The sequence below is a fragment of the Actinoplanes sp. NPDC051405 genome (assembly GCF_055586185.1).
In genome coordinates, this window is record NZ_JBVJIR010000012.1 from 231,203 (window position 1) to 247,134 (window position 15,932).

General features: G+C 74.2%; 15 protein-coding genes. 6 read left to right on the forward strand and 9 right to left on the reverse strand.

Annotated elements, in window-relative coordinates:
• The first annotated feature begins 25 nt into the window (after window positions 1–25).
• Both ACZ6S4_RS25750 and ACZ6S4_RS25755 read left to right on the forward strand, forming a co-directional pair.
• A complete protein-coding gene (locus ACZ6S4_RS25750) occupies window positions 26–652 on the forward strand; it encodes a bifunctional 4-hydroxy-2-oxoglutarate aldolase/2-dehydro-3-deoxy-phosphogluconate aldolase (RefSeq protein ID WP_465477361.1) in 627 nt (208 codons plus the stop codon).
• Window positions 649–1,665 (forward strand): sugar kinase, encoded by a 1,017-nt coding sequence (locus ACZ6S4_RS25755; RefSeq protein ID WP_465477362.1) that lies wholly within the window; start codon window positions 649–651, stop codon window positions 1,663–1,665. The genes ACZ6S4_RS25750 and ACZ6S4_RS25755 overlap by 4 nt, the downstream gene beginning before the upstream one ends.
• Before the next feature lie 66 nt (window positions 1,666–1,731).
• On the opposite strand, the gene ACZ6S4_RS25760 is transcribed toward ACZ6S4_RS25755, so the two are convergent.
• Complete coding sequence (locus ACZ6S4_RS25760; RefSeq protein WP_465477363.1) at window positions 1,732–2,865, reverse strand: PQQ-binding-like beta-propeller repeat protein; 1,134 nt, start codon at window positions 2,863–2,865, stop codon at window positions 1,732–1,734.
• A 138-nt stretch (window positions 2,866–3,003) separates the two neighbouring features.
• On the opposite strand from ACZ6S4_RS25760, the gene ACZ6S4_RS25765 reads away from it, so the two are divergent.
• Window positions 3,004–3,918: a hypothetical protein gene (locus ACZ6S4_RS25765; protein ID WP_465477364.1), complete on the forward strand. Its 915-nt coding sequence runs from the start codon at window positions 3,004–3,006 to the stop codon at window positions 3,916–3,918.
• Window positions 3,919–3,965: 47 nt separating this feature from the next.
• On the opposite strand, the gene ACZ6S4_RS25770 is transcribed toward ACZ6S4_RS25765, so the two are convergent.
• Window positions 3,966–4,688: an SDR family oxidoreductase gene (locus tag ACZ6S4_RS25770; protein WP_465477365.1), complete on the reverse strand. Its 723-nt coding sequence runs from the start codon at window positions 4,686–4,688 to the stop codon at window positions 3,966–3,968.
• 118 nt (window positions 4,689–4,806) lie between these two features.
• Between ACZ6S4_RS25770 and ACZ6S4_RS25775 the strand changes: the two genes are divergently transcribed.
• Both ACZ6S4_RS25775 and ACZ6S4_RS25780 read left to right on the forward strand, forming a co-directional pair.
• Window positions 4,807–5,403: a cysteine hydrolase family protein gene (locus tag ACZ6S4_RS25775; protein WP_465477366.1), complete on the forward strand. Its 597-nt coding sequence runs from the start codon at window positions 4,807–4,809 to the stop codon at window positions 5,401–5,403.
• Window positions 5,400–6,308, forward strand: coding sequence for a GlxA family transcriptional regulator (locus ACZ6S4_RS25780; RefSeq protein WP_465477367.1), 909 nt, complete (start codon window positions 5,400–5,402; stop codon window positions 6,306–6,308). Before ACZ6S4_RS25775 ends, ACZ6S4_RS25780 begins: the two co-directional genes overlap by 4 nt.
• A 96-nt stretch (window positions 6,309–6,404) precedes the next feature.
• On the opposite strand, the gene ACZ6S4_RS25785 is transcribed toward ACZ6S4_RS25780, so the two are convergent.
• On the reverse strand, window positions 6,405–7,277 hold the full coding sequence (locus ACZ6S4_RS25785) for a pyridoxal-phosphate dependent enzyme (protein ID WP_465477368.1): 873 nt from the start codon (window positions 7,275–7,277) through the stop codon (window positions 6,405–6,407).
• Window positions 7,278–7,300: 23 nt separating this feature from the next.
• On the opposite strand from ACZ6S4_RS25785, the gene ACZ6S4_RS25790 reads away from it, so the two are divergent.
• Window positions 7,301–7,981 carry an HAD family hydrolase gene (locus ACZ6S4_RS25790; protein WP_465477369.1) on the forward strand — a complete coding sequence of 227 codons (681 nt, stop codon included), beginning with the start codon at window positions 7,301–7,303 and terminating at the stop codon, window positions 7,979–7,981.
• On the opposite strand, the gene ACZ6S4_RS25795 is transcribed toward ACZ6S4_RS25790, so the two are convergent.
• The 6 genes from ACZ6S4_RS25795 to ACZ6S4_RS25820 all read right to left on the reverse strand — a co-directional run bounded on the left by ACZ6S4_RS25795 (window position 7,968) and on the right by ACZ6S4_RS25820 (window position 15,903).
• Window positions 7,968–9,752, reverse strand: a complete 1,785-nt coding sequence (locus tag ACZ6S4_RS25795; RefSeq protein WP_465477370.1) for a vWA domain-containing protein — start codon at window positions 9,750–9,752, stop codon at window positions 7,968–7,970. The two genes, ACZ6S4_RS25790 and ACZ6S4_RS25795, sit on opposite strands and share 14 nt — an antisense overlap.
• A 1-nt stretch (window position 9,753) precedes the next feature.
• Window positions 9,754–10,797, reverse strand: coding sequence for an ATP-binding protein (locus ACZ6S4_RS25800; RefSeq protein WP_465477437.1), 1,044 nt, complete (start codon window positions 10,795–10,797; stop codon window positions 9,754–9,756).
• 88 nt (window positions 10,798–10,885) lie between these two features.
• Entirely contained in the window at window positions 10,886–13,171 is a 2,286-nt protein-coding gene (locus tag ACZ6S4_RS25805; protein ID WP_465477371.1) for an N-acetylmuramoyl-L-alanine amidase, read from the reverse strand.
• Between the two features lie 135 nt (window positions 13,172–13,306).
• Window positions 13,307–14,224 carry a DUF389 domain-containing protein gene (locus ACZ6S4_RS25810; protein WP_465477372.1) on the reverse strand — a complete coding sequence of 306 codons (918 nt, stop codon included), beginning with the start codon at window positions 14,222–14,224 and terminating at the stop codon, window positions 13,307–13,309.
• 19 nt (window positions 14,225–14,243) lie between these two features.
• A complete protein-coding gene (locus ACZ6S4_RS25815; protein WP_465477373.1) occupies window positions 14,244–15,344 on the reverse strand; it encodes an XdhC family protein in 1,101 nt (366 codons plus the stop codon).
• Entirely contained in the window at window positions 15,337–15,903 is a 567-nt protein-coding gene (locus tag ACZ6S4_RS25820; RefSeq protein ID WP_465477374.1) for a nucleotidyltransferase family protein, read from the reverse strand. The genes ACZ6S4_RS25815 and ACZ6S4_RS25820 overlap by 8 nt, the downstream gene beginning before the upstream one ends.
• Window positions 15,904–15,932: the final 29 nt, after the last annotated feature.

Sequence of the window (15,932 nt, forward strand, 5' to 3'; positions counted from 1 at the left end):
ACGGCGGATCCTGGGGAGGCGTCCAATGTCAGACTCGGTCACCGAGGCGGTTGTCCGGAGCGGTGTCGTGGCCGTGCTGCGCGCGCCCACCGCGGATGCCTTCGCCGCGGTCAGTGATGTGCTCGTCGAGGCTGGCATCACCGCCCTCGAAGTGACCCTCACCTCCCGCGGCGCCCTCGAAGCGATCGCCGGGCTGCGCCGCCAGCTGCCGGCCTCGGTCGCGGTGGGGGCCGGGACGGTGCTCACCCTCGACGACGCGAAGGCGGCCGTGGACGCGGGTGCCGCCTTTCTGGTGTCCCCGGTGTGGGTGGCAGCGCTCGACGGTTTCCCGGTGCCGGTCTACCCGGGGGCGTTCACTCCGACTGAGATCTTCAACGCCAGCCGGGGTGGGGCGCCGCTGGTCAAGCTCTTCCCGGCGGGGGCGGTCGGGCCTCGCTTCCTCAAGGATCTGCGGGGGCCGCTGCCCGACGTACGGATCATGCCTACCGGGGGGATCGAGATCGCCGACATCGCCACGTGGTTGACGGCCGGGGCGTCGGCGGTCGGGCTCGGTGGTCCGCTCATCGGGGACGCGGCCAGTGGTGGCAGTTTGGCTCAGCTGGCGGTGCGTGCTCGGCGGGCCGTTGACGCGGTTGCGTTCGCCCGCTCATGAACGGCGGCTCGCTCAACGACGGCGGCCGGGTGCCGGGCCGCGAGACCGGCGGCGGTCTGGTTCCGGGCGGCGAGACCGGCGGCGGCCTTGTCACGCTCGGGGAGACCATGGGGCTGGTCGCCGCTGAGGGGGTCGGCCCGCTGGAGCATGCGCGCGGCTTCCGGTTCGGCATCGGCGGCGCGGAGAGCAACGTGGCGATCGGCGTGGCCCGCCTCGGCGGCCGGGCCACCTGGGTGGGCCGGATCGGCCCCGACGCGACCGGCGACCTGATCGAGCGCCGTCTGCGGGCCGAGGGTGTGCACACCGTGGCCGTTCGCAACCAGGCCTACACCGGCCTGATGGTCCGGCACCGCCGCACGGGCGCGCTGACGACCGTCGACTACCACCGCGCGGGCAGCGCGGGCTCGCGGCTCGGCCCCACCGACGTCCCCGTCGACCTCGTGCGGTCGGCCGGGATCCTGCACGTCACCGGCATCACCCCGGCGCTGAGCGACACGGCCCGGGCGGCGGTCTTCCAGTCGGTCGAGACGGCCCGCGCGGCCGGGGTGACGGTAGCTGTCGACATCAACTACCGGGCCAAGCTCTGGTCCCGGTACGACGCCGCGCCCGTCCTGCGCGACCTGGTCTCGCGAGCGGATGTGGTCTTCGCGGGCCCGGACGAGGCAGCCCTGGTGCTGGGAGCGAGCGAGGCAGTGGCCGACGGGCTGGCGGCGCTCGGTCCCGGTGAGGTGGTGATCAAGGACGGTCCGCGCGGCTGCACAGGGTTGATCGACGGGGAGCGGTATGCGCTCAAGGCCCTCGACGTGACGGTGGTGGACCCGGTGGGGGCGGGGGACGCGTTCGTCGCGGGATATCTGGCGGACCGGCTCGCCGGGGCGGCGCCGGCTCAGCGGCTGGCCACGGCTGTGGCGGTGGGCGGGTTCGCGGTCACGGTCCCGGGGGATTGCGAGGGGCTGCCGTCCCGGGCTGATCTCGCTGCTCTGCTGTCGGCCACCGACGACGTGGCGCGTTAGACGGGCCGTCTCGCGCCGGCCAGCCATCAACCGCCGGGCCGGAGATCCGGCCCGGCGGCGCGACGGTCAGTTGAAGAGAGCGAAGCGTTCCCGCCCCGCACCCCCGATCCGCGTAAAGGCCCCACCAGCAGCAATACGATGCCTCGGCGGATAGGTAGTCAGCACGTGCGTCCCGATCGTGCCGTTGGCCCGCGGGTTCCACCCGGTCAGCCGCCCGCGCCCGTCCAGCGCAGCCAGCTTCACCCGCGCCGTGTAACCCCCGAGGCAGCCGAGCTGACGCACCGTGCTGGTCCGCCGGCAAGCCCGGTCGAAATGCCCCCCGACGTAGGCGATCCCGCCCATCACGGCGATCGTGTGCACATCGCCGTCGAAGAGGTGGGTCCAGCGGATCGCCCCGGAGGACGAGTATCCGACCGCCCGGCCGCCCGGTCCGCCGGTCGCCGTGTAGACCCCGCGGGCGTCGGCGGCCACGTCCATCACGTTCGCGGGTGCGTGCGGCCGGAAGCCGCGTACCAGCGAGCCGCTGGACGGGTGCACGGCCGCCAGTCGGTCCGCCGAGCGAGAGCCGTTGACCTGGTGGAACTCCCCGCCGAGGTAGATCCGGCCGCGGGTGACCGCCAGCGACCGGACCCGGCCGCCGGTGCTCGGCCGCCACGACCGGTCCAGGGCGCCGCTGCTGTGCGAGAAGGCGGCGACGTTGCGCCGGGTGACGCCGTCGACGGTGGAGAAGCTGCCGCCGATGTACACGCGTCCGTTGCCGATCGCGAGCGTGGCCACCTCGCCGGTCACGCGGTGGGCGAAGCGGGTGGGCCGGCCGGTCGAGGCGTCGATCCGGGCGACCGCGTCGCGGCTCTGCCCGGAGATGGTGTCGAAGTCGCCGGCGGCGTAGACCGCCGGGCCGGCGACCGCGAGGGCGCGGACGGTGCCGTCCGCGGCGGGCTGCCAGCGCAGGACCGCACCGGTACGGGCATCGAGCGCTGCGAGCCGCCGGCGTTCGAAGCTGCGGCCCCGATAGGTCACCGCGGTGAACGACCCTCCGACGTAGACGACGTCGCCTCGGAACGCGATCGCCCAGACCGTGCCGTTGAACGAGGGTGCCGCCTGGGCGCGCGCACCGACAGCGGCCGCTGGTGTCGCAGCCGGGACAGCGCCGCCGACGAACGCGCAGACCAGTGCCAGAAAGACCGACAACTTTCGCATACCGTGATCAACTGAGCGGCGCGCAGAAAGTGTCGGCAGGGGAACCGGCGTACGTTCGGCACCGTCGCAGGAAAGGGTGAAGACGCGGCGCGGAGGTGCGCGATGGGTCGTTGTGGTGTGTCATTTGTGGTCGTAACAGTGCTTCTCGGGGCGGTCGCCGGGTGCGCGGGCCAGGCGGCTGAACCGGGGAAGCCGAAGGTCGAACCGGCCTGGATCTCGTGTGCGGCAGCGGGCGCGGCGTCGTCCGGTCCCGCCTCGGGCGGCGGCGACCTTGCCGAGCTCCCGCCGCTCGACGACAGCTTCCAGCCGGTGGCGGCGGTGGTGTGCAACTCGGCGCCGCTGCGCCGGGCCGACGGTGGCGAGGACCTGACCGCCACGGAGAGCCGCGCCGACGACGTGACGGCGCTGGTCGCCGCGCTGCGGCTGCCGGACGAGCCGCTGTCCGGCGGCGCCTGCACCCTCGAGCTGTACCTTCCGCCGTTCTTCGCCCTGCTCGACGCGCAGGGCCGCTGGATACGTCCCGGCGTTCCCCACGACAGCTGCGGCAAGGTCCGCTCGGAGGTTCGCGAGGCTCTCGGCGGGCTGCGGCTGACGCCGGTCTCGTCGCGGCCGATCCGGGAGATCGAGTCGTCGGAGGCGGCGGCGGCCGGTTGCACCCAGCAGTGGGCGGACATGGTCTGGGTCTCGGCGCAGTGGGGGACCAAGGGTGAGCCGGCCGTCGTCCCCGCGGGCTTCGACGGCCCGGTGCAGGTCCGGCTCTGCGCCTACCGCGTGCCGGCCGATCAGCAGCGCACCGGCAAGCCGGCCGGTGAGTTCGTCTCCGGCCGTTACCTCAGCGAGCAGCAATGGGCCGCCGTCCGGAAAGAGGTCGAGGCCGCCGCGCCCGCACCCGCGTGCACGAGCCCGGCGAGCGAGTTCGTCGTGCTGCACCTGGGGTCCGGGCAGATCTATGTGGAGCGGGACGGCTGCCGCCGGCTGCTGGCCCAGGCGGCGGACGGGCGCGACACCATCCGCCAGGCCTCGCCGGCACTGCTCGCATCGCTAGCCGGCTGACCGTAGGGCCTGTCCTGCCGCTCAAGACGGCCTGCACCGGAGAGGCCCTAGGCCAGTCCACCGCCGGCGTGGATGTTCTGGCCGGTGATCCAGCGGCCGTCCGGGCCCGCGAGGAACGCGACCACGTCAGCGATGTCCGCCGGCTGGCCGAGCCGGCCCAGCGGCGTCATCCCCGCCGCCATCTCCAGCGCCTCGGCGCTGTTGGTCGAGCGCAGCAGCTCGGTGTCCGTGGCGCCGGGCGAGACCGTGTTCACCGTGATGCCACGGGCGCCCAGCTCCCGGGACGCCACCGCGCTGAACTGTTCCACCGCACCCTTGCTGCCCACGTAGAGGCTGCCGCCCGGGGCGGGGGACGTTGTGTTCAGAGTGGAGATGGTGATGATGCGGCCGTTGTCGCGCATGTGCCGGGCCGCGTACCGGATGGCCTGGAATGTTGCCTTGGCGTTGACCGCGAAAATGCGGTCGTAGTCCTCGTCGCTCACCTCGGCGATCGGCGCCGGTGCGAAGCTCGCCGCCGCGTTGGCGACCAGGATGTCCAGGTGGTCGGCGCATTCGAGCAGCTCGCGGACCGCCCCGGGCTCGGCCAGGTCGGCCCGGAAGCCGCGCGCCGTGGGGACCGCGTCCTCGACCGCCTTGGCCTCGTCGTCGCGGCTGCGGTAGCCGAAGATCACCGTGGCGCCGTCGCGCGCCAGCCGTTCGACGATCGCCCGGCCGATGCCCCGGGAGCCGCCCGTCACCACTGCCGTCTTCCCCGTCAGAGGCCCTGTCATGCCTGCCGACCTTACCGGCCGGAACCGATCTCCGTCCGGCCTCGCGTGACCGGATCGTTCCGGTCCGGGGCGGGTCGGTGCCTTGGCCCGGTGCCGTCCCGGCCGCCACGATGGCAGCATGACCAACGCACTCGTCGTGATCGACGTCCAGGAGTCCTTCCGGGTCCGGCCGCTCTGGCAGGCCGTCTCCAACCCCGCCGTCGTGGAGCGGGTCGGTGTCCTCGTCGACGCCGCCCGCGCGGCCGGCGACCTCGTCGTCTGGGTGCTGCACGCCGAACCGGGCAGCGGCGGCGAGTTCGACCCGGCGCGCGGGCACGTGCGGGTCATGGCCGGGCTCGAGCCGGCGCCCGAGGAGCCGATCATCACAAAGACCTCGCACAACGCGTTCACCACGACCAATCTGCAGCAGGTCCTGACCGAGCGCGGGATCCGCGACCTGACGGTCTGCGGGATCCGGACCGAGCAGTGCGTCGAGACCACGGCGCGGGTCGGGTCCGATCTGGGGTACGCCGTCACGTTCGTCACGGACGCAACGGCGACCTTCCCGATCCCGCACTGGGAGGCCCCGGCCGGCCAGACCGTCGCCGAGTTGCTGGCCGACCCGCGTACGCTGGCCGCCGAGGACGTGGTGACCCGGACCGAGTACGCGCTGGCCGGCCGGTTCGCCACCGTCCGGACCGTCGCCGAGCTGACCGGGAGCTTGACCGGATCGTGAACCAGGTGGTCTTCGTCCTCGTGCCGCGGCTGCACCTGCTGGACCTCGCCGGCGCCGCCCAGGTCTTCTCGACCGCGGCGGACCACGGGCACCCCTACCGGCTGTCCTACGTCGCCGAGCAGCCCGACGTGCCGACGCATCAGGGCGTCACCCTGCGCGCCGAGCTGAGCTGGCCGGAGCTCGCTCCGGGCGATCTGGTGGTGGTGCCCGGCTGGCGCGCGGAGAGGCTGGCCGGCACCGGGCTGCTCACCGAGGAGACGCTGGGCCGGCTCACCGCGCACCACGCGGCGGGCGGCACGGTGGCCAGCGTCTGCGCGGGGGCCGACGCGCTCGGCCGGGCCGGCCTGCTCGACGGCCGGCGCTGCACCACCCACCACGACGTGCAGGACGAGCTGGCCCGGCGCTATCCGGCGGCGACCGTGGTCCGCGACGTGCTCTACGTCTCCGACGACCGGGTGGTGACCTCGGCGGGCATCGCCAGCGGCATCGACCTGGCGCTGCACCTGGTGGCGGTGCGGCACGGTCCGGCGGTGGCCGCGCAGGTGGCCCGGCAGATGGTCGTCTACGCCCGGCGCAACGGGGACCAGCAGCAGACCAGTGCGATGCTGCGGCACCGGGCGCATCTCAGCGACGCGGTGCACCGGGTGCAGGACCGGATCGACGAGAGCTTCGCCGAGCCGCTGCCACTGGCCGAGCTGGCCCGTTCGGCCGGGGTCAGCGAGCGCACGCTGACCCGGCGCTTCGAGGCCGCGACCGGCCGGACGCCGCTGCGCTACCAGCAGCTGCTGCGGGTCGAGCGGGCCGAATATCTGATCGGGCACGGCGCGACGGTCGAGGCGGCCGCCCACGCGGTCGGCTTCGTGGACGCCCGCATGCTGCGCCGCCTGCGCGCCCGATCGGCCTGAGCCGGGCCCGGAGGGGCGGGTGGCCGGAGCGCCCGGTCGGCCTGAGCCGGTCTCAGCGCGCGGGCGGCCGAAGAGCCCGGTCGGCCTGAGCGGGTCTCAGAGGGCCGGGTGGCCGAAGAGGCCGGGCAGGCCGCCGCTGTGCAGGAAGACGACCTTGCCGTCCGGTGGGCTGGCGCGCAGCCCGGCCAGCGCCCGCCCGGTGTAGGTCGGGTCGAGGAAGAGGCCCTCCGTGCGCGCGGCCAGGCTCAGCGCCTCCTGGACCGGACGGGTCAGTGCCGCGTACCCGGCGCCCACGTGCGAGTGGTCGATCTGCAACTCGTCGGGCTTCACCGGCACACCCATGGCGTCGAGCAGCGCGGCGACGGTGCCGCGCGCGTCCGGCAGCGCCCCGGTGTCCACGCCGAAGACCCGGCCCGGGCCCAGCCCGGCCACCAGCCCGGCCATCGTGCCGCCCGAGCCCACCGCCACCACTACGGTGCTCATATCGGGCAGCTGCGCGGTCAGCTCACGGGCACAGTCCACATAGCCCAGCGCGGAGAACGCCGACGTGCCGCCGAACGGGATGACGAAGCCCTGCTGCGCGGCCGCCACCTCGTCGAGCGGGGCGTCGCCGGCCCACACGATGCGCGCGCCGGCCAGCTGGTCCAGGATCAGGTTGCCGCGTACGGCCGGCGGCTCGTCCCCGCGCAGCACCAGCACGCACTCCAGCCCCAGCCGGGCGGCTGCCGCAGCGGTCAGCCGGGCGTGGTTGGACTGCGGCGCACCGGTGGTGACCAGCGTCGTCGCGCCCGCTTGAAGAGCCTGGGCGCAGGTGTACTGCAGCTTGCGCACCTTGTTGCCGCCGCCGCCGAGGCCGGTCAGGTCGTCGCGTTTGAGCCACAGCTCGTCCAGCCCGAGGGCGGTGCCGAGCCGGGGTGCCGGCTCGAGCGGGGTCGGCCAGGTGCCCAGGGCGATCGGCGTGATGTCCACCCGGGAAGTCTAGGATCCCCGGCGTGAATCCGCGTGGTGTCCTGCTCGACCTCGACGGCACGCTCGTCGACCACGAGGGCGCCGCCGCCGCCGGTCTGCGCGGCTGGCTGCCGAGCATCGGCCTGGTGCCGACGGACGAGGCGATCGCCCGCTGGGCCGCGGTGCAGGAGCCGCACCTCGCGGCCTGGCGCGACGGCCGGATCACCTTCGCCGAGCAGCGCCGCCGCCGGGTCCGCGACTTTCTGGGTACGGACGGCAGCGACGCCGAGCTGGACGAGATCTTCGCGGGTTACCTGACCCACTACGAGAGCGCCTGGTGCGCGTACGACGACGTGGCCGACGCCCTGACCGCGCTCGCCGCCGCCGGCCTGCCCACCGCCGTGCTGACCAACGGCTCCCGCGGCCAGCAGCTCAGGAAGCTGGGCCGGACCGGCCTGGGCGACCGGGTCGGGCCGGTCTTCACGGTCGACGACCTCGGGGTGGCCAAGCCGCACGCGGAGGCGTTCCGCCGGGCCTGCGCGCGCTGGGGGTTCCCGCCGGGCGACGTGCTCAGCGTCGGCGACGACCACGCGCTGGACGTGCTCGGGGCCCGCGCGGCCGGGCTGTCCGCCGTTCACCTGGACCGCCACGACCGCGGCCCGGCCGGCGAGGCGCACCGGATCACCTCGCTGCGCGAGCTGCCGGCCCACCTCAGCGCAGGCTGAAGACCGGACCGCGGGCCGGGAACGGCAGCCGGCCGTCACGCGGCATCAGGTACGCGTGCGCCCGCCGGATCCGCAGCACGTCACAGTGCCCGTCGGTGATCACCAGCAGCGGGCCGGCCGGCGGGAAGTCCGGGGCCCGTTCCAGCAGGTCGATGCCCGGCTGGAGGACCGTGCCGCCGCGTCCGCGGACCCGTACCCGGCCGGCGATCTCGTGCACCGGCAGGTAGCCGGCGTCGTAGGCGGCCGCGTCGCAGAAGACCACCCGGGCCGCGGGTACGTCGCGGGCGGCGGCGTACGACGCGATCGCGCCCAGGGCCTTGCCCATCAGCTCGTGGCTCATCGACCCGGAGGTGTCCAGCAGCACCCCGAACGTGTGCCGCCGTACGACCTCCTCCGGCAGGTGCCGGCCCGGCCGCGGGATGCCCGGCGTGGCAGCCTGCCGCCGTGACGGCCGTGCGTACGTCCGCTGCCGTTCCGGGCCGGGGACGTGCTCGTCGAACCAGCGGGCCAGCTGCACGTCCCAGGGTGGCGGCGGCTGCTCGAGCACCCGGATCTCCTCGGCCAGCCCGGTGGGCAGCAGGCCGCGCCCGTCCCGCTGGTGGTACCGGTAGCCGGTGAGCAGCGCCCGCCGGTAGAAGTCGTCCAGGTCCACGCCCCCGGAACGCGAACCGTGCCAGGGCAGCGGCTCACCCAGCATGTCGCCGAGGCCCCGGCCCCGCAGGGTCGCGAGCTTGCGCAGGCGGCGCAGGTCGGTGGCGATCCGGTCGTACACCTCCTCGGCGGAGGCCCCGGCCAGGGCGGGGTCGAGCAGCAGACCGTCGGGCAGCTCGCCGACGCCCATCTCGACGAGCCAGCCGTTGACCACGTAGTCGCAGGCGACGTTCCACAGGTACGGGTCCCGCGGCCCGACCCGGTCGGCGTGCCGCAGCGCGACGTGCAGCATCTCGTGGGCCAGCACGAACCGCCACTGCGCCTCGCTCAGCTCACGCAGCGGGTTGACGTAGATCTCGCCGGCCGCGCTCGACACCGCCGCGAGGGTGATGTCCCAGCCCCGGGCCAGGTCGGTGTCGGCGACCAGGGTGAACCCGGCGGCCAGCCCGCCCAGCAGCGGGTACGAGCCGACGAACCAGCTCAGTGCCCGCTCCCACGGCTTGCGCGGGGCACGCGGATCGGTCAGCGACGTCCGGGCGCCACCGGCCACGTCGACAGCGGCGGTCGCGGCGGCGGACAGGCCCAGCGCGAAGCGGTCCGGCCAGGCCGGCTCGTGGCCGGGCTCGACCGGATCGGCCCGCACCACCAGGTCGGGGGCGCCCGCGCCGCAGCCGGCGAACTCCGCCGGTACGCCGTCCAGCCGCCACTGGCGCACCAGCGCGGCCTCGTCGGCCTTGGGCAGCACGACGGGGAACAGCTCCGGCTCACTGCCCAGCTTCACCGCCCGCTGGAACCGGGTCACCGCCACACAGGCCGCGTCACGGAACGCCGCGTCGTGGCCGTGCCGCGGGTCCAGGTGGCCGAAACCGAGGTGCAGCAGACAGTGCGCCAGCACCCAGGTCCACTGTGCCTGGTCGAGACGCCGGCCGCGGTTGGCCCGGATCCGGCCGTCGGTCGACACCTCGGCGTACCCCAGGTCCGAGCTGTCCACCAGCACCACGCCGGCGCTGGGCCGCGGCCACGCGTTCGCGGTCAGTGGGCGGAACATCGGGTGGGCCGACAGCTCCTGCCACGCCGCCGCGAACGCCAGTGCGTTCGGGTCCTGCTGGGTCTGGCCCATTTCAGGCGCGGGCCGCGACCAGGCGCGGCAGGTCGCGGCTCACCTCGACCAGGAACCAGGCGGGCAGCACCGGGGCGCCGTCGGCGTCGGCGGCGATCACCAGCCGGCCGCACTCGAGGGACAGCTCGGCCAGCTCCACGAGCAGACCCTTGGCCCGGTGGGCGAAACGGCGTACCGCGGCGGGCGCCTTGTCCTTGTCGGCCGGCAGGTCCTTGACCAGCCGGGCCCGGAAGGTCTCGGCGAGGAAGTAGAGCAGGTCCCGGTCGTCGCTGCCCTGCGGCCAGCCGGCGTCGCCGCGCAGGATGGCCTCCAGGCCGTACCGGTGGCGCACGACCTTGAGGTAACCGCAGAAGGCCGCCGCGTGCGCGGGGCTCAGCGTGCCGGCCGCCAGCAGCCGCAGCGTCTCCTCGGCGATGTCGTCGCCGTAGGAGCGCAGCGCGTCGCTGAGCATGTGCCAGCTGCGCGGGGTGGAGAAGACCTCCTCGGTCTTCGGCGGCGCGGCCCACAGGTGGTCCGGGCGCTCGTCCAGGTACGCCAGGATCCACGGGTGGATGCCGGCGCCCAGCGCCCAGTTGAGCCAGTCGGTGTGCGAGGCCCGCAGGTGGACGTGGACCAGCCGGTTGATCAGCGCCGAGGCCATCGGCCGGGCCAGCGCGTTGTCGCCGGCCCGGTTGCCGGCACCGATCACGATCGAGCCGGCCGGCAGCTCGTACCCGCCGATCCGGCGGTCCAGGATCAGCGAGTAGAACGCCTTCTGCACCTCGGGGCTGGACGAGTTGAGCTCGTCCAGGAACAGGCAGTACGGCTCGTCACGGGCGATCGACTCCGGCGGGGCGAAGCGGCTGCGGCCGTCGCGCAGCTCGGGCACGCCGATCAGGTCCTCGGCGGCGAGCTGGGTGCCGACCAGCGTGACGCAGTCCAGCCCGAGCGACTCGGCGAACGCGCGCACCAGCGAGCTCTTGCCGATGCCCGGCGCGCCCCACACGAAGACCGGCCGCACGACCGCCACGTGCAGCAGCAGGTCGGGCAGCTGGGCCGGGGTCACCGTGACAGCGGAGTGCACGCCGGGAAGTGTGCTCCGCCGCCCGCCGCGGGCGCACGCGAATAATCGATCAGCGCGCCCACGGCGGCGGTCACTTCAGGTAGACGATGCCGTCCGTGGTGACCTTCGGTCGGCCCTTGGTGCCGACCACGACGATCTTCACGGTGTGCTTCTTGGCGCTGGTCCACGACTTGGTCCAGACGGCCTGGCGATACGTGTTCTTGCTCGCCCGCAGATCGATCGTGCCGACCTTCTTGCCGTCGAGGTAGACGTAGGCCTGGCCGGCCGTCTTGCCCTTCATCGCCAGCAGCGCCACCGAGCGGCCGGTGAAGCTCCAGCTCAGCGAGGCCTTCTTGGTCGAGCTGGCGAGCGCCGCCCTACCGAGGTGCGCGCTGCCCGACGCCTTGGCCCACTTGCCGGAGCGACCGGCCTTGGTCTCGGCCACCAGCACGGGGGTGCGGGTCACCGGGGCGGTGGCCACGTTGGCGGCGAGGTCGGTGGCCTGCAGGCGCCAGGTGGTCGCCGCGCCGGGCCGGGCCGTGGTGTTCCAGCTGCGGGCGCTGGTCGCGAAGGTCGTGCGGCCGGGCGCGGTGAGCTGCACGGCGGACAGTCCGACGGCGTCGGCCGCCTGCCACTTGAGGGTCACCGGCGCGGCGGTGGGGTTGACCGTGCCGGTGCGCAGCACCACGTCCGGCCGGCCGGGGAACGTCGGCTTGGTGAGGTCGGCGATGACCGTGCGGGTGTCGCTGACCGACGTCGGCCCGCCGACCCGGTTCATCTGCACCTGCACGGTGTGCCGGCCGGCGGCCAGCTTCACGGTGGCGGACCGGGCGGCTGCGGGGGCGCTGCCGGCCGTACGGCCGTCGATGCGCACGTCGAAGCCACCGATCTCACCGCCGGGCGTGCTGACCGACCAGGAGACCGTGAGGCTGTCGCGGACCACGCCCTTGCGACCGCTGAGCCCGGTGATTTTCAGCCCGGAGAGCACCCCGGCGGCCTCGGTGCGCAACGCGGGGAGCTTGCCGTAGAGAGTGTCGCCGGGGCACTGGGTCGCCTGGACGTCGCGGTGCCCGGCGATCCGGCCCATGGTGACCTGGTCGCCGACCGAGACCTTGTCGTTGCTGCCCTGCGCGGTGGTGGTGAACCGGTCGAGCGGGTCGTGTCCGTACCGGCCGAGCTTGAACGCCGCCAGCTGCGCGATCTTGGTGGTGACCGAGGCGGGCACGGCGGTGGTGCCGTACTCGCCGAGGACGGCGACGGCGGCGTAGTTGGTGTTGAACGGCGGCGTGTGCGCCCCGACGACCGGTTTGTCCACGCCACCCTTGCGGCCCTCGTAGAGCGTGCCGCACTTGTCGACGAGGAAGTTGTATTCCATGTCGTTGAGGCCCTTGCCCGTCACCGCGTACGTGTAGATGCTGCGGATCACCTTGCCGGCGTCGGCGCACGTGTAGTCGTTGGACCGGCTGCCGCTCTGCGCGGTGTGGTGCACGAAGAGGGCGTTGATCGTGGTGCCGTAAACCGGGGGGTCCTTGACCAGCGACTCGTCGGCGCTCCAGCCCTTGCGGCTCACGTAGGCCGGCATCGCGCTCTGCGCCGGGACGGTGGGCACCGGGGTGGCGGCCGTCGTCGTGGGCGGAGCGGCCGTGGTGGTGGCCGGGGCTGAGGGGGTGGCACTGCTCGAGCTCTCGTCGGCGGGGTCGGGCTGCGCCGGCGGCTGCTCGGGCTCGGGCTCCGGGTCGGGCAGCGGCTCGGTGCCGGTGGCCGGCGGGTCGGCCGGCGTGGACTCCTCCGGATCGGCGAGCGGCATCCCGCCGCCCTGGCCGCCGCTGGTCGCGGGGCCGGGGTCGACCAGGGTGAGCCGCAGGCCCGCGGGCAGCCGGCTCGAGGCGCGTCCGGCGGGCGAGACCACCTTCACCTCGACGCCGTTCGAGACCCCGACCCACAGGCCGGTGCTGCCACCGCGGGTGCGGCCGGCCACGAGATCCGGGTCGCCGGCCGCGACCGCGTGCTCCAGATCCAGGCTCTGCCAGGAGGACCAGTCGCCGGACGCGGCCGACCGGGTGCGCACGGCGGCGTCACCCTGGAACGAGAGCAGGGCGTCCGTCCAGGTCACGCCGAGCAGGCTGAACCGGGAGACGGAGCGCCTGGCCAGCCGCAGGGTCTCCCGGCCGTCCTCGATCGTCGGCTTGCCGTCCAGCTCCAGCGACTGCGTGGTGACCGGCGCCGGCGGCGGGCCGGAGGGCAGCGGGGCGGCAGCGGCCTCGGCCGCCGTCGCGGCGAGGGGCGCCGCGGCCGGGTCGGCGGACGACCGGGTCAGCACGACGCCGGTCACCGTCAGTGCCGTTGCGGTGACTGCCGCGGCGGTCCCCGCCACCATTCGTGACCTGCTGATCCTCACGCCCGAAGCCCCCGTGTCCTTGCGGTGACCACGATCCAGATCACCGGCGGAAGCGCCACCATACCGGTCCGCGGGCCCGCCGTGTGTCCGTCCACAGTAGGAGGTGGACAGGGGTCACCGGCGGCGTCCGGCGAACCGCTGCACGAGCAGCGTCAGCACGCCGGCCGCGACGATCGCGGCGACGTTGATGAGCAGTTGCAGCGCCGAGCCGGCCGCCTCGTCCATCACGCCGTAGGCGAGCGCCACCGCGACGTTCGCGGCCGCCGGCACGGTGGTCACCGAGATCAGCACCCCGACCAGGGTGCCGGCCTTGGCCGAGGTCAGCGACAGCATCCCGGCCACCCCGGCGAGGAAGCCGACCACCCAGCTCAGCGCGTCCGGCTGCCAGATGAACTCGGTCAGCGGGCGATCGCCGAGCAGCATGCCCTTGTTCACCAGATCCAGTGCGGTCAGCACCCAGGTGGTCACCACGGTGACCACCATGCCGACGGAGAAGCCGACGCCCAGGGCCAGCAGCGCCCGGCGGACCAGCCGGGGCCGGCGGCGCACCAGGCCGACGCAGAGCGCGGCCAGCGGGCCGAACTCGGGACCGACGACCATCGCCCCGACGATGAGGATCGGCAGGTCGAGCAGGACACCGATGCCGGCGATCACCGTCGCCACGATCATGAAGGTCAGGAACGCACCGGACAGCTCCGACTCGGCCGCGGTGGCGTGCTCCACCTCCTCCCAGACCACGGCGTCCACGCCGAGCCCCGGCACCCGCCGCTCGGCCCGGTCGGCCGCCGCCGACAGCGTGGTGTCGACCTTCTCCAGCATGATCGAGCCGTCCCGCTCGACGTCCAGCTCACGCAGCCGTTCGATGATCGCGCTGGCACCCTCCCGGACGACATCGCAGAAAAGCAGGTCACCGACCGGTTCGACGGCCGCACCGGGCAGCACGACCACGTGGGTCACGGCGTCGTTACCGGTCAGCAGCTCCTGGACGGCGGCCCGGCGGTCGGGCGGGACGATGATCCTCAAGTGCAGCACGCGGTCATCAAACCACCGCTCAGGAGTGGATCGGCCCCGCGGTGCCGGTGAGCCGCCCGCCGGTGCCGTGCCAGCGCACGGCGACGATCTCGGCCGCGATGCTCACCGCGGTCTCCTCCGGGGTGCGCGCGCCCAGGTCGAGCCCGATCGGCGAGGCCAGCCGGGCGATCGCGGCCGGGGCCAGCCCGGTCTCGCGCAACCGCTTGAGCCGGTCGTCGTGGGTGCGGCGGGAGCCCATCGCGCCCACGTACGCCACCGGCAGCCCGAGCGCCACCTCCAGCACCGGCACGTCGAACTTCGGGTCGTGGGTCAGCACGCACAGCACGGTGCGCGGGTCGATCCGCCCGGCCGCGGCCTCGGCCGCCAGGTAGCGGTGGGGCCAGTCGACGACGACCTCGTCCGCCTCGGGGAAGCGCCGGGCGGTGGCGAAGGCCGGCCGGGCGTCGCAGACCGTCACCCGATAACCGAGGAACGCGCCGATCCGGGCCACCGCGGCGGCATGGTCGGTGGCTCCGAACACGATCATGCGGGCGGCCGGCGCGAACGAGGTGACCAGCACGGTGAGCCCGGTGCCGCGGCGCTCACCGGCCGGGCCGTAGTGCAGCAGCCCGGTGCGTCCGGCGGCGAGCAGCCCCCGGCCGTCGTCCGTGACCGCGTCGTCCAGCCGGTCACCACCCAGCGAGCCGTGCCGGGCGTCGCCGGTGACGACCAGGTGCCGGCCCAGCGCCTCCGGCGGGCCCTCGACACACGTGAGCAGCGCGACCGGCTGGTCCACGGCGACCGCCTCGGCGAGCACGGGCAGCTCGGGGAAGCCCGCCCGTTCAACGAAGAGCTCGATCGTGCCGCCGCAGGGCAGCCCGACCTCGAACGCGTCGTCGTCGCTGATGCCGTACCGCACGGTCTGCGGGGTGCCGGACCCGGCCACCTCGCGGCACAGCTCGTAGACCGCGCCCTCGACGCAGCCGCCGGAGACGCTGCCGACGGCGGTCCCGCCGGCGCTGACGAGCATCGCCGCGCCCGGCTGCCGGGGTGCGCTGGACCAGGTGGCGGTGACGGTGGCCAGCCCGGCGGGCTCACCCGCGCGCCACCAGCGCAGCAGATCGTCCAGGACGTCACGCACTGCTCGCCTCCGGTACGTCGAGGTCGGTGTCGTCGGCGAGGTGGCCGACCGGGACGACGCGGACCTGGCCGGCGTGCGCGCGCAGATAGTCGCGGGCGCCGCGGTCGCCGGCGGCACTGCGCGCGACCCCGTCCCAGTGCTCACGGCCGAGCAGGACCGGATGGGACCGGCGCTCGCCGTAGCCGCCCATGACCAGGGAGTCCGGGGTCGCGTCGGCGGCGATGGCGCGTACCGCCGCGGGTGTGACGCCGGGCATGTCGACCAGCAGGACCACTGCCGCGCCGGCCGGGCCGGCGGCGACCGCCGCCAGGCCGGTGCGCAACGACGAGGCCATACCACTCGCCCAGTCCGGATTCTCGACATAGGTCAGTGCGGGCGCGACGGTGCGGACCTGGGCCGCCTGCGCACCGATCACGATCACCGGCTCGGCCACGCCGGCCTCACGCAGGATGCCGGCCGCGCGCTCCACGAGCAGGCTGCCTCGGTGCGTCACGAGGGCCTTGGGCATCCCGTAGCGGCGACCGGCGCCCGCGGCGAGAACCAGACCGGCGATCTCCATCACCAGAGCCTAGCCGCGGTGACGGGATC